The following is a 25,394-nucleotide window of genomic DNA, read 5'->3' on the forward strand; positions in this document are numbered from 1 at the left end:
CGGGAAGTCGGACGGGGAAGCGAACCGTCATGACGCCAAGAAACCAGAGGAATGGTAGGAAATAATGCCGAGACGGCGCGTCCTCTCTCCCCTTGGCGACCCTGGCGCCATGGCGGTTTTTCTGCCGATCCGGGGCAACTTCCCGCAGTGGTGCTAAGCGCGGGTGCCGACGGAGGACAGGACCCGCTCGAGCTCCGTGGGATCGATCGGCTTCGTCATGTGCAGATCGAACCCCGCCTCCTGGGCGCGGCGGCGATCTTCCGCGTGGCCGTACCCGGTCTGAGCGATGAGGTAGGCCCCCGCCGTGGCGGGATCGGCGCGCAGCGCCCGCGCGAGGGCATACCCGTCCATCCCCGGCAATCCGAGGTCGCAGAGCACCACGTCGGGCGCGAGCGTGCGCCCCATGGCGAGCCCCGCGGGGCCCGTGTACGCGACCTCGGCCTGATACCCGAGGAGGGCGAGGAATTGCTTGAGGATGTCCGCCGTGTCGAGGTTGTCCTCGACCACGAGCACCCGGAGCGACTCCTCCCGCGACGCTGTCGCAGGCCGGACGGGCTCCGGCCGTCGGATGGAAGGAACTGGCGTGGAGGAGAGCGGCAATCGGACGCGGAAGGTCGATCCGAGCCCGGGGCCCTCGCTGTGGGCCTCGACGGATCCGCCGTGCATCGCGATCAGGCTGTGCACGAGCGAGAGCCCGAGGCCGAGGCCGCCGCGCCGTCGATCGAGGCTGCTGTCGGCCTGGCTGAAGGTCTCGAAGACGCGCGGGATCATCGATGGATCCATGCCGATCCCCGAATCCTCCACCACGATCACCGCGGTGTTCGTCGCCGGATCCGCCTCCAGGCAGGCGATCACCCGGCCCCCCGCGTCCGTGAATTTGAGCGCGTTGTGCAGGAGGTTGCCGATGACCTGCGCGAGGCGCGTGTGATCCCCGGCGGCCCAGACCGGCTCGTCCGGGAGGGAGACCAGAAGCTCGATGCCATTGTCCTGGAAGCTCGGCGCATAATCGTCCGTGACCTGACGGACGATCCGCGCGAGATCACAGGGCTCTTTTCGCAGCTCGATCTTGCCCCGGGCGACACGCGACACGTCGAGCAGGTCGTCGATCATCCGGGCCATGTGCGCCACCTGGCGCGCGATCATGTCGCGCGTCCGGACGGCCTCGGGCGCGTCGCCGCCGGTGATGTCGAGGACCTGGATGGCCGTCCGGATGGGCGCGAGCGGATTGCGCAATTCGTGGGCGAGCATCACCAGGAACTCGTCCTTGCGGCGATCGGCCTCCCGGAGCGCCTGCTCGCTCGCGAGCAGCGCCTGCTCGGCCCGCTTTCGTTCGGTCACCTCCTGCACCACGACGTTGATGCCGAGCATCGTGCCCGCCTCGTCGCGCACGGGGTGGACGCTGACCAGCCAATGGTGGTCCCCCTCGGGCCGCGCAACCCGGAGCTCGCAATTCGTCACCTCCTGCTCCGTCTCGAGGACACGCTTGCAGAGGTCCTTGAAAGGCGTGGCCTCGGGGATGAACTCGCCGAGCGTGCGGCCGAGGTGCTCGGAGATGGGCCGACCGGTGATGCGCGCGAGCGTCTCGTTGACGCTCACGTACCGGAGATCCCGGTCGAGGAAGCAGAGGCCGACGGGGGCCGTCGAATACACGTTCTGCAGGAGCGCGAGGTGGCGCTGCGCGGCCTGCTCGCTCGCGCGCAAGCTCCGGCAGAGGCGATTGCGTTCGAGGACGGCCGCCACCTGCACGCTGAGCGTCTGCATGAGCGAGAGCTCGTCGGCGTTCATGTGCGAGCGTTTGCTGGTGGCGAAGGCCAGGGTCCCGAGCAGTCTGTCGTGCGAGATGAGCGGATATCCCGCATAGGCCTGCACGCCCGCCTTTTTCAGCTCTGCCCCGCATTCCAGGGTCGAGCGCTGGAGATCGAAGGCGATGAGGGGCATCCGGGTCGCCGCCACGGTCCCGCACATGAACTGGCCGAACCTGATCGTCCGATATCGCCGCTCGTCCTCGGGCGAGATGCCCGCGGCCGACTCGAGGACGAGGGTATTCGGCTCTTCGCCGATCATGTAATTGAAGTAGAGCTCGACGCCGAGGTCGTTTGCCAGCTCCTCGAAGAGGGATCCGAGGAGAGCCGAAGGCTCGTCGCAGAGGACGAGCCGACTCGCGGCTTTTGCCAGGATCCGCAGGTGCGCGTGTCCGGCTCGCGCTTGCCCGGGTGTCTCGGCCGCAAGAGCACATTTCGCGTTGGGCGGCACGTGTACCCATCGGGCGGCGCCGAGGGCTTCCTCGAGCCAACCCCCTTTGCCTTCACCGTGCAGTCTACTGCGCGGCAGGCACGGCGCCACGGCGACGCTCGCCGAGTCCGAGCGTCCGCATTTCGCAGAATTTCCAGCGCCGGGGCGCCGCACCGCGTCCCGCGCGCGGGGTCTCAGCGGCCGGCCGCCGCCCAGCTGGCCAGCGGGTGCGCCTCGAACCAGCGCCGGGTGGCCTCGGCGATGGTCGAGCGTCTCGCTAACCGATGTTGCTCGGCCGGTACCAGTCGAAGTTGTTGTGGAACGGAAAGCTGTTGATCCCCAGGCTGATGCTGGCGTCGAGCGCGCGGACGTGGTGCCACCAGCCCACCGGGATGAAGAGCGCCTCGCCCGGCTCGAGCACGACGCTGCGCCGACGAAGTCGCGCAGCGGGGTGCTCTCCGTGTGCCGCGCCGCGTGCATGTCGTAGTCGGGATCGCTCTGGCGTCCTGTCGTGACGTCGACCACGACATCGCCGAAGCGCTCGGAGAGGTACGCCGGGGTCCACCGGCCGAAGGCGGGCCAGCGGGTCACGACGTCGGTCAGGACGACCGGGATGTTGCCGGCGACATATCGCCCGGGTCCTGTCGCTGCTCGGCGCCCGGGGGACCACAGGCGACCACGAAGACGGCGGCCGCCGCTGCGGCCGCTCGAGACACCCGCTGCACAAGGGCCGCCGTCCGAGGCGGCGGCGTGGGCAGCGGCGATAACAAAGTCGCGTCGTCCGGAAGAAAGCTGCGTGATACGAACACCTCCGCTGACGGCAGCGTGCAGGGCATGTGCTATCTCGCTACCGCCGGATCTCCCTGGAGATCTCGCCTTCTACAGCGCCGCCCGACGCTCCCGCCGCGCATGGCCCAGAGTGGCTCACCGCAGCGCCGCTCACTGCAGCGCCCGCGCGAGCGCCGCGTCGTCGACCTCCTCCTCGGCGGCGTGCTCGAGCGCCGCGCGCAACGCATCGTCGGCCGTGCCCTCGGCGGCGACGCGGATGTGCTCCTGCGCCTCGGGGTCGCCGGCGACGCGCAGGAGCAGGGCAGCGCCCACCCGGCGATCCCGCGGCGCGCTGGCGTCGTCGAGCGCGTGGAGCGCGTCCTCGGGGGTCAGGCCAACGGCGCGGTAGTCGTCACCGGCGAGCAGCTTGCGGAGGTCCTCGCGCCAGAGCGCGAGATCGCGGCCGCGCCGCTCCAGCGCCTCGGCGCAGCGCAGCGCTGCGCTGCCGGCAGCGCCCTCGTGCGCATCACGGAGGCGCTGCGCCAGCGTCTCTGTCAGGGCTTCCCCCGTCCGGAGCACGACCGGACCATCGCTGCCCCGGCGAAAGAGGACGAGCCGACCGTATCGCCTCTCGACCGAGTCGAGCTCGGCGTAAGGGAGCCAGACGGTCGAGAAGGGCCGCTCGACGCGCACGCCGTCGGTGCCCACCACGACCGGAGTGCGGCGCACGGCGCGGCGGAGGAGCCAGGTCGACAGCACGGTGAGGGCAGACCACGCCACGACCGGTCCGGAGCTGCCGGTGAGCGGCTGGAAGAGCGCCACGAGCACGACGAGCCAGAGGATCATGAAGGCCGGCAGACCCAAGCAGCCGGCCAAAAGCTCGCGGTGGACGCTGCCGAGCGAGACAGCGACGCGCCGCTGGGTGGGGCCGATCCCGAGGACCGCGAGCAGGCGCGCGCCCTCTTCCTCCCGCGCGATGTGCACCTCGAGCACCCGCCCGCCGCGCAGGCGGAGCTCGACGCGGACGCGCAGGTCCGACAGGACAAGGCCGGAGCGGATCTCGGCGCGCGGGATCGAGCGCTCCGCGGCGCCGGAGTCGAGCCGCAGCCCAGCGGAGTCAGCGGCCACGCGCACCGGCCCCTTCCAGCCGACGGCGGTGGTGGTGAACAGGGCGCTCACGAACGAGAGGCCCAAGCCGACGACCACACCGGGCACGGTGAGGGTCAGGGCGTGGAACGCGACCCCGTGGAGGTTCGGCTCGTCCAGCACGTGCGTGAGGACAAGGGCGATCAGGCTGATCAGAAAAGGCCCTCCCCCGCTCGCGAGCAGCGCGAGGCCTCCGAAGACGCGGCCGAGGCGCTCGTAGCGCCGCCCGACGCGGTGGCTCATGAGCTCGAAGGCAGGTCGGGAGGTCGCCCGCATCGCCGGGGCCATTCTGCGCTCGTTGTCGGGGCGATCTCCAGCAGGTACTTCTCGGCTCGCCCCTTGGCGTCATTCGCCGTGCTCCCCCTTGCGTCCGTTGCCGCTCGCAGCGACGACGCCAGCGCCGGGCGCGAGGGCTCCAGCGGCGCCGGCGGGCCGCGCGCTCGGCGGCACGCTCGACCGCGCGGCGCCGGCCGTGGCAGCCTGACGGTCGGCTCAGCCGCACCGAAGGCGGCGCAGCGGCGCGCTCCCCCCATTTCATCGGACGCGACCGTCATGTCCCAGCACATCGGCGTTGTTGGCTGCTCCGCGGAAGGCGCGGCGCTCTGTTATCGGACCCTCTGCGTGGAGGGCGCGCAGCGCTGCGCCGGGCTGCCGCTTGAGCGCGGCTGTAGAGCAGCAGCGCGATCAGGGACGCGCGCGGCACGCCGCAGAGGCTTCAACCCTGGGGTTGCGCGAAACCGCCTCGAGCCCCGGAGAAGATGCGCGGGGTGATGCGCCGAGGCCGCAGCCTCCCGTCATCACCTGCGGCCCCGGCGAGGCAGGCGCGGCCCCGAACAGGCACCCATCAACGCAGCCGTCGGCACACCCGTAACCCATGTTTCCCGCAGCCAAACAGATGCGACGAGCATGGCACACGGTTCGCTTGGCCCTTCTGCGTCGTCTGATCCTCGTGAGGGCGCCGCATTCCTGACGAACACGACGCCCTGGCTAGGTTCAACCTGGAGGATTCTTTCATGGTAAGGATGCAGAAAGTGTGGCTGGCCATCCTGGTGGCGGCCGTGGCCGGGGGCGTCGGTGCCGCAGCGCTCCCGAGCGCGGCGATCGCCGCGGGGAAGTGCGATGGCAAGGCGAAGCCCTGTCCGCTCCAGCAGTGGATGCGCGACAACGCGGGCACGCCCATGGCATCTGGCGAACTCGCCGCGATTGGGAAGGCGATGGAGAAGGCAAGCCAGTTCGGCGGTCCCAACATGACGGACTGGGCCAAGTTGGCCAAGAAGACGGCCGACGACGCCAAGGCCAACAAGACGGACGACGTGAAGGCCGACTGCAAAGCGTGCCACGACGCCTACAAGGCTGCCTACGTCAACAACCAGGCCCTCCGGAACAAGCCGCTCCCGTAAGCAGCGCAGAGAGCCGATCCCGCCCTGATCACGCCGCTGCTCGGCGCTGGCGGGTAGGAAGTCCAAGCACTGTTGTGAACGTCAAGAAACTTCAGCCTCTCCATCGCCTTCCCAATCGCGGCCGGGGCGCCGGCCTCCGTGGAGCTCCTCCAGGGCCAGCGCGCGTACTACGCCGGAGAAGCAGCTCGCCTCGGCGAGGCCCTCCGCGCGATGGAATCGATGCTCGCCGAGCGCGCTCGCCCTGTCGCGCCGCTCCGGCCGGGGCCGCGCGCCGTGCCTGCCGCGTACGTCTTCGCGGAGCTGTCCCGCGGGGCATGGTCCTTCTTCAAGATCGCCCTGTTTCCTCCCTTCACGATGCTGATCGCGCCGGTCCTGCTCGCCCCGTGGTTCGCTGGACCGCTCGCGGCTCGCTCTGCGGAGCTGCCCACTTCCCCGTGTGCCGGGGCAGGATCAAGACCGATTTCACGGATGGCCGCGGAAGCGCGGTATGCCCCCAGGAAGAGAGGAATGCTCCTACGACCACGTAAACGTTCACGTGGTGACCGATGGTCGAGCGTCTCGCTAACCGATGTTGCTCGGCCGGTACCAGTCGAAGTTGTTGTGGAACGGAAAGCTGTTGATCCCCAGGCTGATGCTGGCGTCGAGCGCGCGGACGTGGTGCCACCAGCCCACCGGGATGAAGAGGGCCTCGCCCGGCTCGAGCACGACGTCCTTCACGAGCACCGGGGCCAGCGGGTCCTTCTCCGGATCCCGATCGGCGTACATCGCGCGTGCGCCGTCGAACAGCGACGTCTCGAACGGCGCGATCATGCGGTAACGCTTCCTGCCGTACACCTGCCCGAACAGGATGTTGGACGTGTCGTAGTGCAGCGGCGTGACGGTCCCGGCAGGGCCGAGCCAGAGCGCCGAGGCGCCCAGCAGCCTCTGCGCGGCGCAGTACCCGTCCGGGAGCACCACGTCGTCCAGCAGCGCGCCGAGCCTCGTCCGCTCGAGGACGCGGTTGTTGGCGACCATGTAAAAGTCGTTCGTCTCCTCGCGCGCTGCGCCGGCGATGCGCGCGACGAAGTCGCGCAGCGGGGTGCTCTCCGTGTGCCGCGCCGCGTGCATGTCGTAGTCGGGATCGCTCTGGCGTCCTGTCGTGACGTCGACCACGACATCGCCGAAGCGCTCGGAGAGGTACGCCGGGGTCCACCGGCCGAAGGCGGGCCAGCGGGTCACGACGTCGGTCAGGACGACCGGGATGTTGCCGGCGACATAGACGTCGCGGAGCTCCTCGCCAGACACGCCGGAGCGCCGCGGAATTCCCGTCGGGTCGCAGGCGGTCGACGCCATTCGCTGCTGGAGCCGCGCCAGCATCTCGTGCCGCCGCGCCGACCTGGCAAAGGGCCGAGCGGCGACGAAGATGGGCGAACGGACGATGGCCGAGAGCAGCTCTCCAGCCTGCGCGCCGCTGACGCCGGCCGCCTGGAGTTGCTCCGAGATCACGCCCTCCGGCACGCCGCGCAGCAGGTTCTCCGTGGCCCAGCGCCACCACTCGGGCGCAACTTCCAGCTCGCGTTCCTGTTCGCCCATCTTCGACCTCACGATGTTGGGGAGCGCAACGGCGCGACGATCGAGCGCCTCACTTGCACGGGGGAGGAGGCGGCGGCATCGGCGGGATGATCTCCCCCTCTTCCCCGTCCGGCGGCGGCGGCGGCATCGGCGGGATGATCTCCCCCTCTTCCCCGTCCGGCGGCGGCGGCGGCATCGGCGGGATGATCTCCCCCTCTTCCCCGTCCGGCGGCGGCGGCGGCATCGGCGGGATGATCTCCCCCTCTTCCCCGTCCGGCGGCGGCGGCGGCATCGGCGGGACAATCTCGCCGCCCTCGCAGTCCGGAGGAGGCGGCATCGGCGGGATGACCTCCTCGTCGGGTGGCGGTGCCATCGGCGGGATGATCTCCTCGTCCGGAGGAGGCGGCGGCATCGGCGGGATGATCTCGCCTTGATCGACCGGATCCTCTCCCTCGTCCACGCCCGGAGGACCACAGGCGACCACGAAGACGGCAGCCGCCGCTACAGCCGCTCGAGACACCCGCTGCACAAGGGCCGCCGTCCGAGGCGGCGGCGTGGGCAGCGGCGATAACAAGGATGCATCGTCCGAAAGAAAGTTACGTGACATGAACACCTCCGCTGACGGCAGCGTGCAGGACATGTGCCATCTCGCTACCGCCGGATATCCCTGGAGATCTCGCCTTCTACGGTGCCGCCCGCCGCGCATGGCCCAGAGTGGCTCACCGCAGCGCCGCTCACCGCAGGGCCCGCGCGAGCGCCGCGTCGTCGACCTCCTCCTCGGCGGCGTGCTCGAGCGCCGCGCGCAACGCATCGTCGGCCGTGCCCTCGGCGGCGACGCGGATGAGCTCCTGCGCGTCGGGGTAGCCGGCGACGCGCAGAAGCAGGGCGGCGCCCACCCGGCGATCCCGCGGCGCGCTGGCGTCGTCGAGGGCGTGGAGCGCGTCCTCGGGGGTCAGGCCGGCGGCGCGGTAGTCGCCGCCGGCGAGCATCTTGCGGAGGTCCTCGCGCCAGACCGCGGGCTCGCGGCCGCGCCGCTCCAGCGCCTCGGCGCCGCGCGGCGCAGCGCCGCCGACGACGCCCTCGTGCGCATCGCGGATGCGCTGCGCGAGCGCTTCGGTCAGGCTGTCCCTTGTCCTGAGCACGACCGAGGTGCCACGGCGGGAGAGGAGGAGGAGCCGATCACCGAGCGTCCGGACCGCGGCGAGCTCGGCGTAGGGCATCCAGACGGTCGAGAAAGGCCGCTCGACGCGCACGCCGTCGGTGCCCACCACGACCTGGGTGCTGCGCGCAGCGCGGCGAAGGAGCCACGTCGACAGCAGGGCGAGGGCGGCCCACGCGACGACCGGCCAGAAGCTGCCGGCGTTCGACAGCGGCCTGGTGAGCGCCGAGATCACGATGAGCCAGAGGATCGTGAAGACCGGCACACCGACGCAGCCGGCCGCGAGCTCCCGGTGGACGCCGCCGAGCGAGACAGCGACGCGCCGCTCCGCGGGGCCGATCCCGAGGGCGGCGAGCAGGCGCGCGCCCTCCTCCTCGCGCGCGACGTGCACCTCGAGCACCTGCCCGCGGCGCAGGCGTAGCTCCACGCGGACGTGCGGATCCGACAGGACCAGGCCAGAGCGGATCTCGGTGCGCGGGATCGATCGCTTCACGGCGCCGTAGGTGAAGCGCAGCCCGGCCGCGTCGGCGGACACATGCGCCGGCCCCTTCCAGCCGACGGCGGTGGTGGCGAACAGGGCGCTCAAGAAGGAGAGGCCCAAGGCGACGAGCACGCCGGGCAGGGTCAGGAAGAGAGCGCTGACCGCGAACCTGCCGAGGCTCGGATCGTGGAGCACGCCTGCGAGGACCGAGGCGATCACGCTGACGAGGAAGGGCCCCGCGATCGCGAGCAGCGCGAGGCCTCCGAAGATGCGGCCGAGGGCCTCGTGGCGCCTCGCGACGCGGCGGCTGGTGAGCCTGAAGCCAGATCGGGAGGTCGCCCTCATCGCCCGGGCCATTCTGCGCTCTTTGTCGGGGAGATCTCCAGCGCGTACTTCTCGGCTCGTCCGCTCGCCTCATGGGCCGTGCTCCCCTTGCGTCCGGGGCCCGCCCCCAGCACCGAGATTCCGCTGTTCATGAGCGACGCGAACTGGCCGCTCGGTAGAGGCGGATCCCCAGCGCCGGCGCTCTCAGGCATGAGGGCGGGGCAGCCCGATCCGACGCGGGCGACGGGGCCTCACGGCACCCCGCTCAGACCCGCGCGATCGCGGCCTGCAAACCCGATTGGAGGGTCCCGCTGATCCGCAGGGACGACCAGTCGACGTCGAGAGCGACGAGCGATCGCGCGACATCCGCCGATATCCCGGTGAGCGAGCAGGTCGCGCCGAGGAGCCTCGCTGCCCCGATGGTCTGGAGCAGGTAACGGGAGACCTCGTCGCTCACCGAGGGCACGCCGGTGATATCGATGATCAACTCCCGCGCCGAGGTCCTGACGATGCTCGACAGCACGCTCTCCATGATCTGCTGCGAGCGCCTGCAGTCGACCGTGCCGACGAGCGGCAGGACGAGGATGCCCTGCCAGACCTGGATCACCGGGGTAGACAGCGCGAACAGCGCCTCCTGCTGCTCCTCGATCAGCCGGATCTTCTCCTGCAGCGCCGCCGTGCGGCTCAGGACCAGCTGCTCGAGCTGTCGCTTGCTCTCCCGCAAAGCCTCCTCGGCTCGCCGCCTCCGCGCCGCGTCGTGGATATCGACGAGGATCGCCTGGTCCGACGCGAGATCCACCTTGCGAGCGTAGCACTCCACGTGGAGCAGGCTGCCATCCTGGAGCGTACGGGGACGGCACTCGAAGCTCTTGTGGACGTCGCTCAGCAGCTCGGGCCAGAGCTTGCGCAGCGGATCGAGCGGATGAGCGACGCCGGCGCTGCCCTCGACGACCTCGAAGAGGCGCACGCCCTCGTGCCCGACCTCGAACATCTCCAGCAGGCGGGCGTTGTAATCAGCGACGGAGCCGTCGAGTCGATAGACAATGACGGCGTCGCGAAGCTGATCGAACATCTCGCCCAGCCTCGCCGGTGAGCGGTCCGGCTGCCTGTGCCCAGGAGCGGCCTCGCTGCGAGCTATATCGTTGTTCTCCTGCATCCCGGCGCCCCTCGCTCAGCGTTCATCGCGCTGCTCAACCGCGCGTCCTCAGCCATTCCATGGCATCCTGCTCGGAGGAGAACGAGGCGTTCACGTTGTCGATCTCGTTCGCGAATCGCTCCAGCGCGAATCGATTGGCGTCGTCCTCCATGCTCTCGTCTCGCTTGACGAACACGGCCAGGTGCCGCAGGCCGGCTGCGAAGAGCCGCGGCATCACGTCGTCTCGCAGGTAATCGTTGACGCCGTCCCAGCTCGCGGCCCACTGGCTCAGGTCAGCGAGGAGCTTTGTGCACTTGCTCTCGACGAACGCTTCCACGAAGTGCCCTCCGAGAATCTCCTTGATCTCCTCATCGAAGACCTCACCGAACCACCGGTGGATGAGGATGCGCTGATCGCGATAGGCGCTCTCGATCGTATGGATGCGGCGGCCGAGGATGTTGAACGTATCGATGGCCCCCGCGGTCTTCACGACGGAGATGCCGGTTCGTGTCTCGGTCGATTGCTTGATAACGACCCTCATGGATCCCCCCTGATACCGCCCGGTCAGACCGGCGGCCCTCGACGACGCCTGCCCTTGGGACAGGACACCTCATTCCATCTGACCTGTCAAGATCAGCCCGGACTGACATCTCAGCGAACGTGAACCACGTCACAGGTGAGCCCCTCCAGGCGGTATGTCGTGACTCGGCTCGTAGGGCGACGCCCGGCGGCACCGGCGACCCGACCTTCACCCGCCTATGTGAGGACGCCGCCGCGGCGAAATCGCCGTTCCCGGGTATCCCCACGTGCTCTCGGTGGACAGCCGCTCACCCCCCGTGGTCCTTCGTCCTTGAGCGACCGGGCGCTACCTGTGGATCCAGTACCGGTAGCCGTTGGTGCGGAAGGGCACGTCGAGCTCGCGGCAGATCTCGGCGATCACATCGGGGGTGAAGAAATAGTTGCGGATGCGGGCGATGTGCTCGCCGTCGGTCTCGACGGTCCAGACGGTGCGCACCGCGGGTCCGGTGTCGTGCTCGAACCAGAAGAGCAGCAAGAGCTCGCCGCGATGCTCGCGCACCTCGCAGCGTGGCGGGCCGCCGAGGTAGCCGACCAGGTGACGGGCGTCGACCCCGCCGGCGTCGGTGGTCGTGATCGGCGAGAGGCTGCCGACGAACGACCCGGTGCGCGGATCGGCCGGGGGCTCGCGCCCGTACTCGGTCACCACGCCGACGATCTCGGTGATCGAGCTGTCGAGGAGCAGCGAGGTCAGGGCCGGCAGGTCGCGGGCGTTGAAGGCGGCGCAGAAGGCGTCGAGCACGCCCGGCGCGGGCGCCCGGGGCTCGTCGGCCTCGGGCGCGACGAGCTTGCCGCGGCCGCGGTGCAGCGCCGCCTTGACCGCGCCGACCGAGGTCGAGAGCGACGCGGCGACCTCTTCGAGCGAGAAATCGAACACGTCCTTCAGCACGACCGCCGCGCGCTCCTGGGGCGACAGGTGCGCGACCAGGGTGCCGGCGGCCTCGCGCGGCGCCCGCTCGTCGGGCGCGTGCCCTGGCGCCGGGTGTGCTGCCGAGGGCTCGCCGAGCGCGTCGCGCTCGAGCCGCTGCCGCCGGGCGCGGTCGATCCAGAGGTTCGACGCCACCCGGAACAGCCAGGCGCGCGGGTTGGGCACCTCGTGGAACAGGGTGCCGAGCGTGACGAAGCCGCGGGCCATGGTGTCCTGCACCAGGTCCTCGGCGTCCCACGGGCTCCGGGTCAGGTAGCGGCAGTAACGGTACAGCTCGGGCCGGAGCGGCTCGAACACGTCGAGGAACCGCTGCCATGACGCCTTCACGTCATTGCTCAGCTCGCCGAGGTCGCGCGGCTCGTCGCTCATGACCAGACCGGCTCGTAGCACAGGACCGACAGCCCGCCGCCCAGGTTCTGGGTCCGGATCTGCCGCAGCGAGAGGCGATGGTCGCGGCGCGCGAACAGCGGCGTGCCGCCGCCGAGCACCACCGGGTGCACGATCAGGCGGAATTCGTCGACGAGGCGGTGCTCGATCAGCGTCGAGACCAGGGCGGCGCCGGCCCAGGCGACGATCGGCTTGCCGGGCTGCCGCTTGAGCGCGGCGATCTCCTCGGGGTCACGGGCCACGCGGGTGTTGGCCCACGCGGCGTGCGTCAGGGTCCGGGACAGCACGACCTTGGGCAGGGCGTTCATCTTGCGCGCGAACGCGAGGTCCTGGGGCGAGCGCGGGCGCGCCTCGGCGTCGGGCCAGTACTGGAGCATGAGCTCGTAGGAGGTGCGCCCGTAGATCGCGAGGCCGACGGAGTCGACCATCTCGTCGCAGTACCGCTCGAACTGCGGGTTGCCGTCCTGGAACCAGTCCAGCTCGCGGCCCGGGCCCTCGATGTAGCCGTCGAGGGACGTGATCATGGAGACGTAGAGGCGTCGTTCGGTCGGGGTCGTCGTCGTCATGGCTCACCGACGAACGGCGCGGCCGGGAGGATACGGGGGGGCGAAGAAAATGTTGGGCGGAGAGGAAGAAGGAGAGCTTCACAGGGAGACGGGGAGGCGGGGAGGCGAGAGATGGGGATCAGCCGTTCGAACCATCAGGCTCGGCGCCGGCGGCTTCGGGCGGCATCGATGCGGGGCGGCGAGCAGGCGCGAAGGATGGTCCCCGCCTCTCGCCTCTCCACCTTGGTCTGTCTATCTCTCTCTCCTCCCCGTCTCCCCGTCTCCCTGTGTACTCTCTCTTACTCTGTTGCCTGTCCCTGAGCGGCTCAGAGCGACCCGACCCAGGTTGGGCGACCCGGAGCCAGCTCTGTAGTTAGCGACGCAAGCTCCGTACATGGCGCCACCAGCTCCGTACGTAGCGATGCCGAACTCAAGGAGCTCCAGAAGATAGCTACCCGGCCCAGGTTCGGTCGCCCCGCACCGCTCACCGGCCGGAGCCGCCACGCGCTTCCTCGACCCCCTCCCCCATCGCCCCGCGGATCCTGAGGTGGCCGAGGGTGACCGCGGCGATGAATCCCCAGGAACGTGAGCTCATGGCGCGTCATCGGCCGGAGCGGGCGATCTGTGACAAGGACGGCGCACGAGCGCCTCAGGCTCTCGAGCTCCTCCCCGCCCTGCCCTGGCGGCGCGCCGCCCTCCGCGCGACCTGCGACGACGGCGCTGGGCAGACGCCGTCGGTGCTGTACAACCAAGGCTCACCCCTTGCCGAGGAGCTGCCGCATGACGCGTCGTCTTCAGGAACGCCTGCTCGCGATCATGGACCGCAAGAACCACTGGGCCTGGGCGCACCTCACCGGCCCCGGCCTCACGCGAGACCAGCTCGCGGTTCACTTCAGGCACGAATACCGGGTCTACGTGCGCGACTTCCCGGTGCTGCTCGCGCGCGTGCTCGGCCAGTCGCCGCCGGCCGCGGTGCGCAGCGCCCTCGCCGAGAACCTCTTCGAAGAGCAGACGGGCAAGCTCTCGCTGGGCGTGTCGCACCCGGCGCTCTTCCTGGAGATGATCGACGGCCTGGGCATCCCGCGCGCGGCCATCGAGGACGAGTCGATCCCGCTCGAGCCCGAGGCCCACGCTTACCGGGCGCTGCTCGACCGCGCGAGCGCGGCGCCGCCGTGGGTCGTGGGCGCGGCGGTGCTGACCATCTTCGTGGAGGGCAGCGTGCACGAGCGCGCGGAGCTCCTCGGGCAGCGCGAGGCGCCGCCGATCGAGGAGGCGCTGCGCGCGCACCCGATGGTGCGGCACTACGGGTGTCCGCCCGAGCGCATGCGCCTGGCGAGGGCGCACCGGGCGGTCGAAGGAGGGCACCGGCGGGACGCGTGGGAGATGGTGCTGGGGCACGTGCCGGACGAGGGCCCGACGGCGGACGCGGTCGCGTCCGCGGTGGCCGCAGCGCACGCGGCCTGGCTGGCGTACCGGGATGGGGTCGGGCGCGCCATGGGGCTCCGGCAGGCCTGAGCTGGCCTTGGCGCACTCCTCCGGTTCTGCCTGACACGCGCAGGGTTCACTGATAGAATCGCGCGCATCGCTTGGGCCGTTCTGCGCCCGTTCTTGAGGAGATCTTCCAGTATGTCCTTCTCGGCTCGTTCCTTTGCCTTCTTTGCCATGTACACGCTCGCGTCCGTGGCCGCGTGCGGCGGCGAATCCAGCTCCGGGGCCGGCGGCGCCGGCGGGTCGGGCGACGACGCCGCGGGCCCGGGCCCCGGGAGCACCTCCTCCGGCCCCGGCGCGACCAGCGGCGGCGCCACGAGCGGCGGCGGCGCAACGAGCGGCAGCGGCAGCGCCACGACGAGCAGCGGCTCGGGCGGCGCCACCAGCAGCAGCGCCACGAGCAGCGGCTCAGGCGACGTCACCGCGAGCGCCACGAGCACCGGAGCCGGCGACACGACGACCAGCACGGCGGCGACCGGCGGCACGGACCCCGGCGGGTGCAGCATCTTCTGCTCCGACTTCGAAGGCGGCTCGCTGCCTTCCGAGATCCAGTTCTTCCCCGAGTACCTGCGGCCGAGGATGAGCGAGTTCGTGACGCTGGACAGCACCGGTCACAGCGGCACGCGCTCCGTCAAGGTCTCGGGCACGGACTTCAGCCAGATGCTCGGCGTGGCCGTGCCGAGCAATTTCTGGGGCAGGGTCTACCTCAAGAGCGCCACCGACATCCAGATGGGCCACAACACGTATGTCGCGGCCGCGGAAGGCAACGGGGATCCCAACAACGGCGAGCAGATCCGCATCGGCGAGCACCAGTGTCAGCTCGAGCTGAACCGCAGGAGCGACGACAAAGAGATGCTCTCGAACGGCGGAATGTACATGTGCAGCGGCGGCGTGAAGCTCGTCGCGAACACCTGGTACTGCCTCGAGTTCCACTACGACGGGCCGGGCCGCTCGGTGAGCGTGTTCGTGGACGGCACCGAGGTCAACGCGATGCACGTCACGGACTGGGGCCCGTACGACTACAAGCTCTTCAAGTTCGGGTTCGAGAAGTACCACGGCGGGGCCAAGACCATGTGGTACGACGACCTCGCGCTCCACTCCGAGCGCGTCGGCTGCGGCAAGTGAGGCCGCGCCGCGCGGCGCTCGGGTGAGCCTGAGGGGCCGCGGGAACGCCGCGGAGACGAGATGAAGGCGATTGTCTATGACCGATACGGCTCACCCGACGTCCTGAGGCTCGAGGAGATCCCGAGGCCCGAGATCGGCGACGACGACGTCCTGGTGAGGGTCCACGCGGCCTCCGTGAACTCGTGGGACTGGGATCTCGTGACCGGAACGCCGGTGCTGTTTCGCTTCTGGGGGCTGCTCAGGCCCAAGCACAAGGTCCCGGGAGCGGACATCGCGGGCCGCGTGGAGGCGGTGGGCAAGAACGTGACCCGGTTCCGGCCCGGTGACGAGGTGTTCGGAGATCTCTGCCAGTGCGGCTGGGGCGGCTTCGCCGAATACGCGCGCGCCGCCGAGAGCGCGCTGACGCCCAAGCCGGCCGGGATGACGTTCGAGCAAGCCGCGGCCCTCCCTCAGGCAGGCGCGATGGCCCTTCAGGGGCTCCGCGACGAGGGAGGGCTCAGGCCCGCCCAGAAGGTCTTGATCAACGGCGCAGGCGGCGGCGTCGGCACCCTCGCCATCCAGATCGCCACATCGCTCGGAGCCGAGGTCACCGGCGTGGACCGGACGGAGAAGCTGGAGACGATGCGCTCGGCCGGCGCAGCCGAGGTCATCGACTACACGAAAGAGGACTTCACGGCCGGCGGGAAGACCTACGATCTGATCCTCGACGCCGCGGCGCACCGCTCGATGTTCGACTACGCGCGCGCGCTGAACCGAGGGGGGACCTACGTGATGCTCGGGGGCTCCATCGGTCGAATCTTTCAGCTCTTGCTCGTCGGGCCGTGGATATCGAGGAGCGAGCAAAAGAAGATGCGCCTCATGCCAGCGAAGGCGAACCACGACCTCGCTGCCCTGGGGGAGCTGTTCCAGGCGGGCAAGCTGAGCCCCGTCATCGATCGCTGTTTTCCGCTCGACGAGGTCCCCGACGCGCTCCGCTACTTCGGCGAGGGGAGAGCGCGCGGGAAGATCGTCATCACCGTGTGACGGCGCCCCCCGTACCAACCGACGCCGGGCTCAGTCGTCGATGACGGCGTTGACGATCCCGTCGAAGAACTCCCCGTTCCCGACCGCGTCGAGCATCCGGTTCCAGCCGATCTCATCGAACGGCGTCGGCACGCCGTGGTTCGTCAAGATGACCCCGATCAGCTCGCGGCGGCGATCGATCCACAGGAAGCACCCGGTGCCGCCCGCCTTGCCGTAAGAGCCGCTCGAGAGGCGCGACCCGCCGTTGGAGAAGCGGTGGGTCGCGAGCTCCCAGCCATAGCCCTTGGGCGTGATCAGGAGGTTCGTTATCGGCGATACGTCGGTCTCCGACGCCTTCACCTCGGGCGTCTGGTTGCTCACCATCGCGGCGGCGGCCTGGCGGCTCAGGACGCGGGCGCCGCCGTACCTGCCGCCGTTCAGGATCATCTGGCAGAACACCGCGATGTCCCGCGCCGTCGAGAAGACGCCGTCACAGCCGGCGATCCCGCCGAGCGCGTGATCCTGCTCGTCCTGCACCTCGCCGCGGCACATCCTTCCCCGGAGCTCGGAGTAGCCCGTGGCCGCGGTCCGCGAGATGAGCGCCGCCGACGGGTTGAAGGTCGTGTCGCTCATGCCGAGCGGGCCCCAGATGCGCGCCTTCGCGAAGGCGTCGAGATCCATGCCCGAGGCGACCTCGATCACCCGCCCGAGGAGGCGGTAGGTGAGATCGCTGTAGAGCACCTGCGTGCCAGGGACGTACTCGAGCGGCGCCTCCGCCATGCGCTGCCAGACGCGCTCGGCGTCCGGGTCGTCCAGGAACTGGCTGTCCAGCGGCAAGCCGGCCGTGTACCGGAGCATGTCGCGCACCGTGATGGCCTCCTTGCCGTTGGCCGCGAATTCCGGGATGAAATCGGCCACCCGATCGTTCAGCCGAAGCACGCCGTCCTCCACGAGGATCACCGCCGACGTCGACGTCGCGAGGACCTTGGTGATGGAGAGCAGGTCGAACAGCGTGTCGAGCGTCATCGGCTCGTCCGCGCCGCGGACCCGGGAGCCGAACGCCCGGTGCCCGACGATCCTCCCCCGCCGCGCTACAAGGGCGACCGCGCCCGGGAACAGGCCGTCGGTCACCCGTCGCTGGATGCGCGCAAAGACGTCCTCGATGCGCTCCGAGCACAGGCCGACGCCCTCGGGCCGCCCAGGGACGAGCCGCTCGTACGTCGTCTGGATGTGCGCCTCAGCCACCTTGGCCGACAGGACCGCCGGCGCGAACGCGGCCACCGCCGCCGTACGGCCCAGCCCCTGGAGAAGGCGCCTGCGATTCAAAAATCCATGCTCGGTGCACATGCTCGCTCCTGATCCGTGATCCGTGGGGGGCCGGGTCGCGCCGCAGCAGAGCCCGCTCGGGCGCGCTTTCCCGCGCCGTCGCTGAGGTCGCCATCGACGCTCGCGAGCGCCCGAATTCCTGAACAGCAGGAGGCGTGCCGGGCAGCGGACCCAGCGATTCGCGGCGCCGCCGCGCGAGAGCGCCGGCGGACAGGTGCGCCGATCGTGCACCCGCCTGCACGATCGGCCGCGCGATCGCCCGCGCGGTCCCGGCGCTCTGCACGGTTTTGCATGATTCGTGCAAATCAACGCCAAACCAGCGCACGGCGGCGCGCGGCGCCGCGTAGGATGTGCTCGTGGACGAAGGCTTTCCCGGCAGCGATGTGCGGGGCTCCTGCACGACGACGCTCCGGCTCGCGATCGTGGCCGGCAACACGATCACCTTCGCCCCGCTGCCGCCCCACGGCCGCGTCGTCCTCGGGCGCGACGAGGGGTGCGACGTGCGGATCGACGATCGCTCGGTGTCGCGCCGGCACGCGGCCCTCGACGTCGGCCCGCCGCTCCGGATCGAGGACCTCGGGAGCGCCAACGGCACCTTCGTCGGCGAGCCGCAGGCCCGCGCGCTGACGGCGCGCACGCACCGCCTGCGGCGCCTCTCGCGGGAGAGCGCCGAGGTCGGCGTCGGCGAGCGCTTCAACCTCGGCGCGACCACCGTCGTCGTCGGCCGCGCGCCCGGCGGGGCGGCCGAGGAGCCCGACCGCGGAAAGCCGCCCGCGGACATCGTGCTGCTGGCCCCGGCGATGCTGGCGCTCTACGAGCAGGCCGCCCGCGCCGCGCGGAGCCCCATCAGCGTGCTCATCCTGGGCGAGACGGGGGTGGGCAAGGAGGTGCTCGCCCGGACCCTCCACGCGCGCTCGCCGCGGTCGAGCGGGCCTTACGTCGAGCTGAACTGCGCCGCGCTGCCGCCGTCGCTCCTCGAGGGCGAGCTCTTCGGCCACGAGAAGAGCGCCTTCACGGGCGCCAGCCACGCGCGCCCCGGCCTGCTCGAGGCGGCCCACGGCGGCACGCTGTTCCTCGACGAGATCGGCGAGCTGCCCCTCGCCTTCCAGGCGAAGCTGCTCCGCGTCCTCGAGGACCGGAAGGTGCTCCGCATCGGGGGCCGCACCCCGCGCCGGCTCGACCTCCGCTTCGTGGCGGCGACCAACCGCGATCTCGAGGCGGAGATCGCGCGCGGCGCCTTCCGCCAGGACCTCTACTTCCGGCTGAACGGCATCTCCCTCGTCGTCCCGCCGCTCCGGGAGCGGGTCGCCGAGATCGGCCCGCTCGCCGGCAGGTTCCTCGAGGAGGCGTGCCGGCAGCTCGACCAGCGCGGTACGCCCCGCATCTCGCCGGAGGCGCTCGCCGCCCTCGAGGCGTACGCCTGGCCGGGGAACGTGCGCGAGCTGCGCAACGTGATCGAGCGCGCGGCGGTCCTGTGCGCGGGGGAGTCGGTCCTGCCCGCCGATCTGCCGCCGCACCTGATGAACGGCGCCACGCCCCCGTCGAGCGGCGCCGCGTCGCGGCCCAGCGGCACCATCCCCCCGCCGCCGCCCAGCGGCGCAATTCTCCCGCCGCCGCCCAGCGGCGCCATCCCCCCGCCGCCGCCCAGCGGCGCCGCGCTCCCTCCCAGCGGCGCCGCGCCGCCGCCGAGCGGCGCCGCACCCCCTCCCAGCGGCGCCGGGCTGCCGCCAGCCGACGCCGCGCCGCCGAGCGGCGACGCCCTCACGAGGCTCCGGCTCGAGATGAAGGCCGCCGACCGGCAGCGCGTCATCGAGGCCCTCGAGCGGTCCGCGGGCAACCAGACGCGCGCCGCGAAGCTCCTCGGCGTCTCGCTGCGCACGCTGATCAACCGCATCGACGAGTACGGCATCCCGCGGCCGCGGAAGCGGCCGCCCTGAGCGCTCACGAGCGCGACGAGCGCGCGGCGCCCCCGGCGCCCAGGGCGCGGGACGCCCCCTCCTGGATCCCGCGGAGCACCGCCTCGACGTCCCGCTCCGCGCCCAGGGCGAGCCCCCGGTCCGCGAGCGCGCGCGCGGCGGGCGGCGTCCGGGTCGCTCCAGGCGAGCGCCTGCTCCGCCTCTGCTCGCGGAGGCTAGGAGAGGCTAGGACGAGCCGGCCGGATCACGAAAAGCAGAACCGCGCGGGCCACCAACGCGGGCTGGCGATCGGGGATGCGCGGGGCACGAAAAGGCCCAAGAACGAGGGCGCCGCTCGCATGGGGTCGAGCTGCGGGCAGAGGTTGGCCAACGGCCACGCGCGAACGGACACGCGAGCACATCCTCCAGATAGACGCGGCGGATGAGGGAAGCCCAGTCCATGCGTGCGTAGACCGGCGGGACGATGCCGTCGCCGAGGCTCGTGCGCGCGCTCGCCGGAGGGTCCCAGGTAGCCGCGGGAGGTGGCGCCGTGATGTCGTTGGCGCAGGTCGGTGGCGCCGTCGCGCTCGTCTTCGTCTCCGGCACCGGGATGCCCGTCGCCGCGGGTCGGTGAGCCACCACGGCGGCTCGCCACGACGAGCCCGACGCGAGCACGCCGGAAAGGCGCAGCAACGGATACCGCGGTGGAGGCACGAGAGCCGCGATGCGCGCCAGAAAATACACAGGCGCCAGCACCAGGTGAGTCGCGCCGTTGCGACGGGGCTTGCGAAGGCGGTACGCGACGCGGCCATTGGGCAGGAGCGAGATGCGCTCCAGGCTGAAGGGCGGGCGCGCGCCGTAGCGGCACAGCCGTTCAAGGCCGGCGCGATCCCCCGCGCGGAGCGTGACGCCCGCATGGATGTTGAACCCTGCCACCTCGCCGGCCCACGGGCTCTTGCCCCGGGGGCGGAAGCGATCCTCGTCGTCCGCCTCTGCGAGGGGGACGCCGACCTCATCGAGGCGCACAAATGTGCCGCCGAAGAGCGACAGTTGCATGCACGCTTCGGGCGGGGAGAGCTCGGGGACCTCGTTGGAGCGCTCCTCGCTCGGCCCGTCGTCCACGAGCTTCCGCCGCCGCAGCCACCGCATCATGCGCTTCTCGACGCGCGCGGCGACAGCGGCGATGTCGTCGCGCGAGGGCGCAGGGCCCTGGTGGAAAACGACCTCGGGACCGTCCTTTCGAGTGAATACGCCATCGAGCGCGACGACGTGGAAGTGCACGACAGCTCCGCTTCCGCGCCTCGGTCTACGGCGCCTGCCCCGCGCGGCGAACACCCTCTCCGGGGCCGGGCGGCCCGGCGCTCTTGAGCTGCTGCGCTGCGCGCCTCAGTGCACGCGATCGATGCCCTTGGCGATGAAGGAGCTGCTCGCCCCGGACGTGCCCCGGAACGCGGCGGGTCCCGGCTGCGCGCAGAGCAGCTGCTCCATGTCGGTCGCCCGGCGCTCGAGATCGTCGAGGTGCCGGACGGTGACGCCGTCGACCGGGTCCAGCACGTCGGTGCCTTCCAGGAAGGCCGAGATGTCGGCCTGGACGCCAGCGAAGCGCGGGCTGATGTGGAGGAAGACGGTCTGCGCCTCCACGCCGTGGCAACCGTTGCAAGCGTTCAACGAGAACTTGTGGCGAGCCTCGTTGTTGGTGATCCCAGGGGCGTTCCAGGGCGGGCGGGGGAAGTCGTTGATGGAGCTGCCGCCGAGGAAGCTGACCCCCTGGAAGACCTCGGGCACGGTGTGCGTCTCGGTCAGGATGGACGCCTCGTTCTGGTTGATGAAGTCGGCGACGATCGATTGCCCCATGAAGCTCGTGTCGGGCGTCAGCTTCACCGTGTCGGGCTGCAGGAGCCCCGTGGCCGGCGACAGGGTGAACTCGCGCAGCTCCCAGGGGCCGGCCAGGGCGATCTCGTTCGTCCGGAGCTGCGACAGCGCGCTGCCGTTCACGCGGCCGGGCTCCGCGTTGCTCCCAGCGAACCGCTCGGTGATCTCGGCCAGCTTCGCGTTGTAGTCCGCCGAGCCGAGGGAGAGCGCGTTCAGCTCGTGCCAGAGGTTCGCCCAGTCGAGCACCTCTGCCTCGGTGGTCGCCGGCAGGCGATACTCCAGGATGATCGTGAACTGCAGCGGGCTCCCGCTGCTGTCGGTCACCCCGAACACGAACCGGCCCTCACCCGCCTTGCCGTCGGCGAGCTTCCTGAGATCCAGCCGATTCACGATGGCGAGGAGCCGGATCGGGGCGCGCGACAGGTCGAGCGCCCCGTCGACCCTGGGCCAGGGATCGAGCACGAGCGACTGGATCCCCGTCCGCGCGGGGACGACGTGGGTGTTCATGGTCTGGTCCGAGAGCCAGCTCTGGAACATCTGCTCGACCATGACGGGCGCCTGGGCCGGGGTGGGCGCCATGGCCTCCATCAGGTGCTTGAACGTCCAGACGCCGTCGCCCGTGGTCCTGACCGGATCCTCGACCACCGCGAGATCCCTGATCAAGAGCTCCTTGTTCTCGTCCACCTCGGGGCAGGACGGCAGGGAGAAGAGCTCGCTCATGTCGGCGGTCGTAACCGGCTGGCTCGACACCCAGACGTCGTCGATGGCCCCGAGGAACTGACGGGAGCTGCCGTTCTGGGGGGGAGCCCCGCCGATCTCCAGCGAGAGGGGCGAGCCGTTGATGGGCGTCGGGCTCGAGAAGCCGAAGCTGGTCGTGCTCACGAGCTGGCCGTTGATGAAGAGCCGGATCGCCAGGCCGTCGTACGTGGCGCCGACATGCATCCACCCGGGCGACAGGCTGTGCCCGAAGGCCGCGCCGCGGATGTTCACAAGCGTGCTCGATCCGGGAATCTTGACGTTCAGGTTGAGCTCCAGCGTGCCGTGCCCGATCTGGAACGCGATGATGTCGCTGCTGCCGCTCCCCTGGCGGAAGATGGTGCGGACCGTGCTGAAGTCGATGCTGGTCGGGTTGATCCAGGCCGCGACCGCGAAGCGGGTACCGAACTCGTACGCCGCCGCGACGGGCGTCGTGATCCGCTCCCCCTCCGCGTCGAGCGCCACCGCCTTGAGCCCATCCGGGCGGTCCACGCACGCGCTCGAGGCGGATCGCGTGGCGTGGAAGGCCGAGAAGGTCGAATCCGCCAGCGCCGTGCTGCTCGGATCGCAGTCGTTCATCCGCCAGAAGCTGATGGCCGAAGCCAGCCCCTGGGTCGCGGTGTCGATGACCTCCGCGTCGGTGTCGCTGGCGCTGCACCCCGCGAGGAGCAGGCCGGCCACCATCCATCGGGAAATGTGCTGATCGAGAAAGCGCATAATGACCCCTGTTGTGTTCCGCCGAGAGCCCCGAGCTCGCGTCCTGCAGACCTCGAGCTTGAAGACGCGAGACCAGCCGCTCGTCACTTGCCGACCCTGGCATGAACGCCCAGAAAGGCGTTGACGAGGCTCGACTGCCCAGCCCTTGCGCCGCGGGCAAATACCAGGCTCGGTCGCGCCGAACTCAAGCGCTTCCATCTGGCAGCTCGCGCTCGGAGCAGCCCCTAGCGACCCAACGTTTAGCGGACGTAGCAGCTCAGCTCAACATTACAATTCACCTGGAGCACGATTTTGACAGCCTTAACAAACATTTACACACTCTGCCCCAGGGCGTCACCGCTTAATGCTCAAACAGCAAAGCTCCAATTCATAAGCATCATGATCCTCATGCAATCAATTCATCTCGGATCTCCGACGACGCGGCCGGCGTCCTCCGTGCGTGCCGTTCGATCGCGTCGTCGATGATGGCGACTTGGATAAAAACAAAGCGATAGGCCCCCGGCGAGGGTGCTCGTCGCATGCGCGCTCGCCGGGAGCCGACGAGCTGCGATACTGCCGGCATGCTCTTCCCCCGGCGCCTCGTCCTGACCCTCTGCGCTGCCGCGCTCGCCCCGCGCCAGGCCCTCGCGGACGCCGCCGCGCCCGCGTCGTCCCCTTCCCCGCCCGCCGTCGACCTGCGCGACCTCCAGGTCCCCGGCGACCGCGCCCTCGGCCGGCGGTTCACGCTGCTCGTGCCGAGGCGACCTATCTCCCCAAGTAACGCTACGCCGGCGCGCGGCGGGCCGTGACCAGCCAGGCGCGCGAGTCGAACAGTACGCCTTTGCTAGTTTCGTGTGCGGCGAGCGTCTCGCGTAACCTGACGAGCGCGCGCTGCGCAGTGGCTGCGTCCAGCCGCGCGAGCAGGTCCCTGTGCCGCCTCATGTCGAGCACGAGGTCGAGCGCGGCTCCTGCGTCAGGTCCGTAGTAGACGGGTTCGCGCACGTCGGCGACACCGACCTCGACGAAGCCGGACGCGTCGAGGATGGAACGGACCACATCCGGATCGGCCATCGAGAACGGATTTGGCCCAGACGCCGGCGCTACCGCGGCACCGTCGGTCAGCGCCTGACGGAACGCCGTCGCCCATTCGTTCTGCTCCTCACCCTGCCAGACCAACATGACGAGGCGCGCTCCTGGCCGCGCCGCGCGCGCGACGTGGGTGAACGCCGCGACTGGATCGGCGAAGAACATGGTGCCGAACCGGCTGATGATCAGGTCGAAATGCGCCGGCGAAAATGGATGAATCTGCGCGTCGCCCCGCTCGAAGGCAACATTGGAAACACCTTCCTCGGCGCTGCGGCGGCGGGCGCGCTCCAGCATCTCCTCGGAGATGTCTACGCCCAGCGCGCTTCCCAACGTCGCGGCCCGAGCGGCGTCGAGCGTGGTCTGGCCGCTCCCACAGCCGATGTCGAGTATGCGGTCTGCCTGGTCGACGACCATCGCCGCGCGCAGTCGCTCGTCGTGAGCCCGCAGCTCCGCGTCATAGTGATCGGCCCACCGCAGCCGCGGACGAAGTTTCTTCGTATAGCCTTCCAGGATGTCGGCCAGCTCCTTCGGACGACTCAACGCCACGCAGTGGCCCGCCGCGATCTCGTCCGGGACAACGCCGAGGCGATCCGCAACCGTGCGCCGGAGGAAGCCGGGGGGGAAGAAGCGGTCCTCGGTGCAGAGGACGAAATGGGTCGGCACGTCCGGCAGCGCGTCGAGCGGCCAGGGCGAAGCGGTGCATGCCGCCGACGGGTGCGCCCGCTCCTTGCTCAGCGCCTGCGCGGCCAGCTCGCGCGGCACGTCGTGGTAAAAGGAGACGTACGGATCCTGGTTGCCGGTCGCGCCGCCGTCGCGCGCGGCTTGCTCCTCCACTGCCTTTCGATAGCCGGTCCTGACCCACCAGTCCCCGGGCGCCTCGCCCGGGGACGGGACCATGCCGGCCACGAACACCAGGGCGTCGACCGGGAGCCGGACGGCGACGAGCGGTGCGGTGAATCCGCCGAACGAATGAGCAACGACGACCAGATCCCTGCGATCGGCCACCGCCGCGACCACCGCATCTGCGTAGTCGTCCAGCTCGAGCGAGTCGTCGTCCCCCGGGAGGTCGGGCGCGACGACATCGTGCCCCCGCGCGCGCAGCTCGGCCTCGAGCCGGTGCCAGTACCAACCGACGTCGCCGCCGCCGTGGATCAACACGAACGTGCTCAAGCGTCGCTGCTCCGCTCGGACATGCATCCTGTCATGAACGCGATCCTCATGCCGGCATCATGCCGCCGAATCCATTCGAGGCCAAGTACGAATCGAAAACGGGAAGCGCCCCCGCGCGCGTGGGCGAACCCGTCTCAATAACACCCTGACGATGGGCGGCGGCTCGGTGGGGATGCCGGCATCGGTCACGATCGCCACGATGGCTTCGCGCTGCGCACGTTGACCGATGTCGGCGACGAGCCGCCGGCGCCCACCGCACGGACACGCGAGCACATCCTCCCAATAGACGCGGCGGATGAGGGAAGCCCAGTCCATGCGGGAGGGGCGTGGCGGCGCGGGGGCGCGG

20 protein-coding genes and 3 pseudogenes are annotated in these 25,394 nt (G+C 70.4%); 7 read left to right on the top strand and 16 right to left on the bottom strand.

Annotation, left to right across the window (positions count from 1 at the left end; translation table 11 throughout):
- Positions 1–153: 153 nt before the first annotated feature.
- The 4 genes and pseudogenes from WMF39_RS35445 to WMF39_RS35460 form a co-directional block, all read right to left on the bottom strand.
- On the bottom strand, positions 154–2,343 hold the full coding sequence (locus tag WMF39_RS35445) for an ATP-binding protein (protein ID WP_437748070.1): 2,190 nt from the start codon (positions 2,341–2,343) through the stop codon (positions 154–156).
- 166 nt (positions 2,344–2,509) lie between these two features.
- Positions 2,510–2,653, bottom strand: a complete 144-nt coding sequence (locus WMF39_RS35450) for a cupin-like domain-containing protein (RefSeq protein WP_437748071.1) — start codon at positions 2,651–2,653, stop codon at positions 2,510–2,512.
- Positions 2,654–2,691: 38 nt separating this feature from the next.
- Positions 2,692–2,823, bottom strand: a pseudogene (locus WMF39_RS35455) (cupin-like domain-containing protein); the annotation flags it as partial.
- 348 nt (positions 2,824–3,171) lie between these two features.
- Positions 3,172–4,434: a hypothetical protein gene (locus WMF39_RS35460; RefSeq protein WP_437740895.1), complete on the bottom strand. Its 1,263-nt coding sequence runs from the start codon at positions 4,432–4,434 to the stop codon at positions 3,172–3,174.
- 264 nt (positions 4,435–4,698) lie between these two features.
- On the opposite strand from WMF39_RS35460, the pseudogene WMF39_RS35465 reads away from it, so the two are divergent.
- Positions 4,699–4,779, top strand: a pseudogene (locus tag WMF39_RS35465) (aspartate racemase); the annotation flags it as partial.
- Positions 4,780–5,159: 380 nt separating this feature from the next.
- On the top strand, positions 5,160–5,546 hold the full coding sequence (locus WMF39_RS35470) for a hypothetical protein (RefSeq protein WP_437740896.1): 387 nt from the start codon (positions 5,160–5,162) through the stop codon (positions 5,544–5,546).
- Between the two features lie 561 nt (positions 5,547–6,107).
- Here WMF39_RS35470 and WMF39_RS35475 read toward each other — a convergent pair.
- From WMF39_RS35475 to WMF39_RS35505, 7 genes are all read right to left on the bottom strand, one after another.
- Positions 6,108–7,118, bottom strand: coding sequence for a cupin-like domain-containing protein (locus WMF39_RS35475; protein WP_437740897.1), 1,011 nt, complete (start codon positions 7,116–7,118; stop codon positions 6,108–6,110).
- Between the two features lie 49 nt (positions 7,119–7,167).
- Positions 7,168–7,557: a hypothetical protein gene (locus WMF39_RS35480; RefSeq protein ID WP_437740898.1), complete on the bottom strand. Its 390-nt coding sequence runs from the start codon at positions 7,555–7,557 to the stop codon at positions 7,168–7,170.
- Between the two features lie 274 nt (positions 7,558–7,831).
- The gene (locus tag WMF39_RS35485; RefSeq protein WP_437740899.1) at positions 7,832–9,082 is read right to left on the bottom strand and encodes a hypothetical protein; all 1,251 of its coding nucleotides are present in this window, start codon (positions 9,080–9,082) and stop codon (positions 7,832–7,834) included.
- Positions 9,083–9,326: 244 nt separating this feature from the next.
- Positions 9,327–10,133 carry an STAS domain-containing protein gene (locus WMF39_RS35490; protein WP_437740900.1) on the bottom strand — a complete coding sequence of 269 codons (807 nt, stop codon included), beginning with the start codon at positions 10,131–10,133 and terminating at the stop codon, positions 9,327–9,329.
- 118 nt (positions 10,134–10,251) lie between these two features.
- Positions 10,252–10,737: a hypothetical protein gene (locus WMF39_RS35495; RefSeq protein ID WP_437740901.1), complete on the bottom strand. Its 486-nt coding sequence runs from the start codon at positions 10,735–10,737 to the stop codon at positions 10,252–10,254.
- 324 nt (positions 10,738–11,061) lie between these two features.
- Positions 11,062–12,069, bottom strand: coding sequence for an RNA polymerase sigma factor (locus WMF39_RS35500; protein ID WP_437740902.1), 1,008 nt, complete (start codon positions 12,067–12,069; stop codon positions 11,062–11,064).
- Positions 12,066–12,653 (bottom strand): dihydrofolate reductase family protein, encoded by a 588-nt coding sequence (locus tag WMF39_RS35505; RefSeq protein ID WP_437740903.1) that lies wholly within the window; start codon positions 12,651–12,653, stop codon positions 12,066–12,068. Before WMF39_RS35505 ends, WMF39_RS35500 begins: the two co-directional genes overlap by 4 nt.
- A gap of 759 nt (positions 12,654–13,412) precedes the next feature.
- Here WMF39_RS35505 and WMF39_RS35510 point away from each other — a divergent pair.
- The 3 genes from WMF39_RS35510 (at position 13,413) to WMF39_RS35520 (ending at position 16,268) form a co-directional block, all read left to right on the top strand.
- The gene (locus WMF39_RS35510) at positions 13,413–14,147 is read left to right on the top strand and encodes an iron-containing redox enzyme family protein (protein WP_437740904.1); all 735 of its coding nucleotides are present in this window, start codon (positions 13,413–13,415) and stop codon (positions 14,145–14,147) included.
- Between the two features lie 111 nt (positions 14,148–14,258).
- Positions 14,259–15,245, top strand: coding sequence for a hypothetical protein (locus WMF39_RS35515; RefSeq protein WP_437740905.1), 987 nt, complete (start codon positions 14,259–14,261; stop codon positions 15,243–15,245).
- Positions 15,246–15,305: 60 nt separating this feature from the next.
- The gene (locus WMF39_RS35520) at positions 15,306–16,268 is read left to right on the top strand and encodes an NAD(P)-dependent alcohol dehydrogenase (protein WP_437740906.1); all 963 of its coding nucleotides are present in this window, start codon (positions 15,306–15,308) and stop codon (positions 16,266–16,268) included.
- 30 nt (positions 16,269–16,298) lie between these two features.
- Here the strand turns inward: WMF39_RS35520 and WMF39_RS35525 are convergent, their stop codons facing one another.
- Positions 16,299–17,573, bottom strand: a complete 1,275-nt coding sequence (locus tag WMF39_RS35525) for a serine hydrolase domain-containing protein (RefSeq protein WP_437740907.1) — start codon at positions 17,571–17,573, stop codon at positions 16,299–16,301.
- A 356-nt stretch (positions 17,574–17,929) separates the two neighbouring features.
- On the opposite strand from WMF39_RS35525, the gene WMF39_RS35530 reads away from it, so the two are divergent.
- The gene (locus WMF39_RS35530; RefSeq protein WP_437740908.1) at positions 17,930–19,510 is read left to right on the top strand and encodes a sigma 54-interacting transcriptional regulator; all 1,581 of its coding nucleotides are present in this window, start codon (positions 17,930–17,932) and stop codon (positions 19,508–19,510) included.
- Between the two features lie 204 nt (positions 19,511–19,714).
- Here WMF39_RS35530 and WMF39_RS35535 read toward each other — a convergent pair whose 3' ends face one another.
- Together WMF39_RS35535 and WMF39_RS35540 are read right to left on the bottom strand one after the other, a co-directional pair.
- Entirely contained in the window at positions 19,715–20,749 is a 1,035-nt protein-coding gene (locus tag WMF39_RS35535; RefSeq protein ID WP_437740909.1) for a transposase, read from the bottom strand.
- Between the two features lie 105 nt (positions 20,750–20,854).
- On the bottom strand, positions 20,855–22,813 hold the full coding sequence (locus WMF39_RS35540; protein WP_437740910.1) for a LamG domain-containing protein: 1,959 nt from the start codon (positions 22,811–22,813) through the stop codon (positions 20,855–20,857).
- Positions 22,814–23,373: 560 nt separating this feature from the next.
- On the opposite strand from WMF39_RS35540, the gene WMF39_RS35545 reads away from it, so the two are divergent.
- Positions 23,374–23,601 (top strand): hypothetical protein, encoded by a 228-nt coding sequence (locus WMF39_RS35545; protein WP_437740911.1) that lies wholly within the window; start codon positions 23,374–23,376, stop codon positions 23,599–23,601.
- Here WMF39_RS35545 and WMF39_RS35550 read toward each other — a convergent pair.
- On the bottom strand, positions 23,576–24,355 hold the full coding sequence (locus WMF39_RS35550; protein WP_437748072.1) for a class I SAM-dependent methyltransferase: 780 nt from the start codon (positions 24,353–24,355) through the stop codon (positions 23,576–23,578). The genes WMF39_RS35545 and WMF39_RS35550 overlap by 26 nt on opposite strands.
- A gap of 96 nt (positions 24,356–24,451) precedes the next feature.
- Positions 24,452–25,075: pseudogene (locus WMF39_RS35555) on the bottom strand (alpha/beta hydrolase); the annotation flags it as partial.
- Positions 25,076–25,394 lie beyond the last annotated feature (319 nt).

It is taken from the genome of Sorangium sp. So ce1504 (assembly GCF_051521635.1).
In the GTDB taxonomy this organism is placed as follows: Bacteria; Myxococcota_A; Polyangia; order Polyangiales; family Polyangiaceae; genus Sorangium; species Sorangium cellulosum_B.

Bases quoted from the DNA above. Each gene is read 5' to 3' on its own strand.
- WMF39_RS35540 (WP_437740910.1), bottom strand. From the start codon at position 22,813: ATGCGCTTTCTCGATCAGCACATTTCCCGATGGATGGTGGCCGGCCTG.
- WMF39_RS35495 (WP_437740901.1), bottom strand. From the start codon at position 10,737: ATGAGGGTCGTTATCAAGCAATCGACCGAGACACGAACCGGCATCTCC.
- WMF39_RS35470 (WP_437740896.1), top strand. From the start codon at position 5,160: ATGGTAAGGATGCAGAAAGTGTGGCTGGCCATCCTGGTGGCGGCCGTG.
- WMF39_RS35520 (WP_437740906.1), top strand. From the start codon at position 15,306: ATGAAGGCGATTGTCTATGACCGATACGGCTCACCCGACGTCCTGAGG.
- WMF39_RS35545 (WP_437740911.1), top strand. From the start codon at position 23,374: ATGCTCTTCCCCCGGCGCCTCGTCCTGACCCTCTGCGCTGCCGCGCTC.
- WMF39_RS35460 (WP_437740895.1), bottom strand. From the start codon at position 4,434: ATGGCCCCGGCGATGCGGGCGACCTCCCGACCTGCCTTCGAGCTCATG.
- WMF39_RS35485 (WP_437740899.1), bottom strand. From the start codon at position 9,082: ATGAGGGCGACCTCCCGATCTGGCTTCAGGCTCACCAGCCGCCGCGTC.
- WMF39_RS35510 (WP_437740904.1), top strand. From the start codon at position 13,413: ATGACGCGTCGTCTTCAGGAACGCCTGCTCGCGATCATGGACCGCAAG.
- WMF39_RS35490 (WP_437740900.1), bottom strand. From the start codon at position 10,133: ATGTTCGATCAGCTTCGCGACGCCGTCATTGTCTATCGACTCGACGGC.
- WMF39_RS35500 (WP_437740902.1), bottom strand. From the start codon at position 12,069: ATGAGCGACGAGCCGCGCGACCTCGGCGAGCTGAGCAATGACGTGAAG.
- WMF39_RS35515 (WP_437740905.1), top strand. From the start codon at position 14,259: ATGTCCTTCTCGGCTCGTTCCTTTGCCTTCTTTGCCATGTACACGCTC.
- WMF39_RS35505 (WP_437740903.1), bottom strand. From the start codon at position 12,653: ATGACGACGACGACCCCGACCGAACGACGCCTCTACGTCTCCATGATC.
- WMF39_RS35475 (WP_437740897.1), bottom strand. From the start codon at position 7,118: ATGGGCGAACAGGAACGCGAGCTGGAAGTTGCGCCCGAGTGGTGGCGC.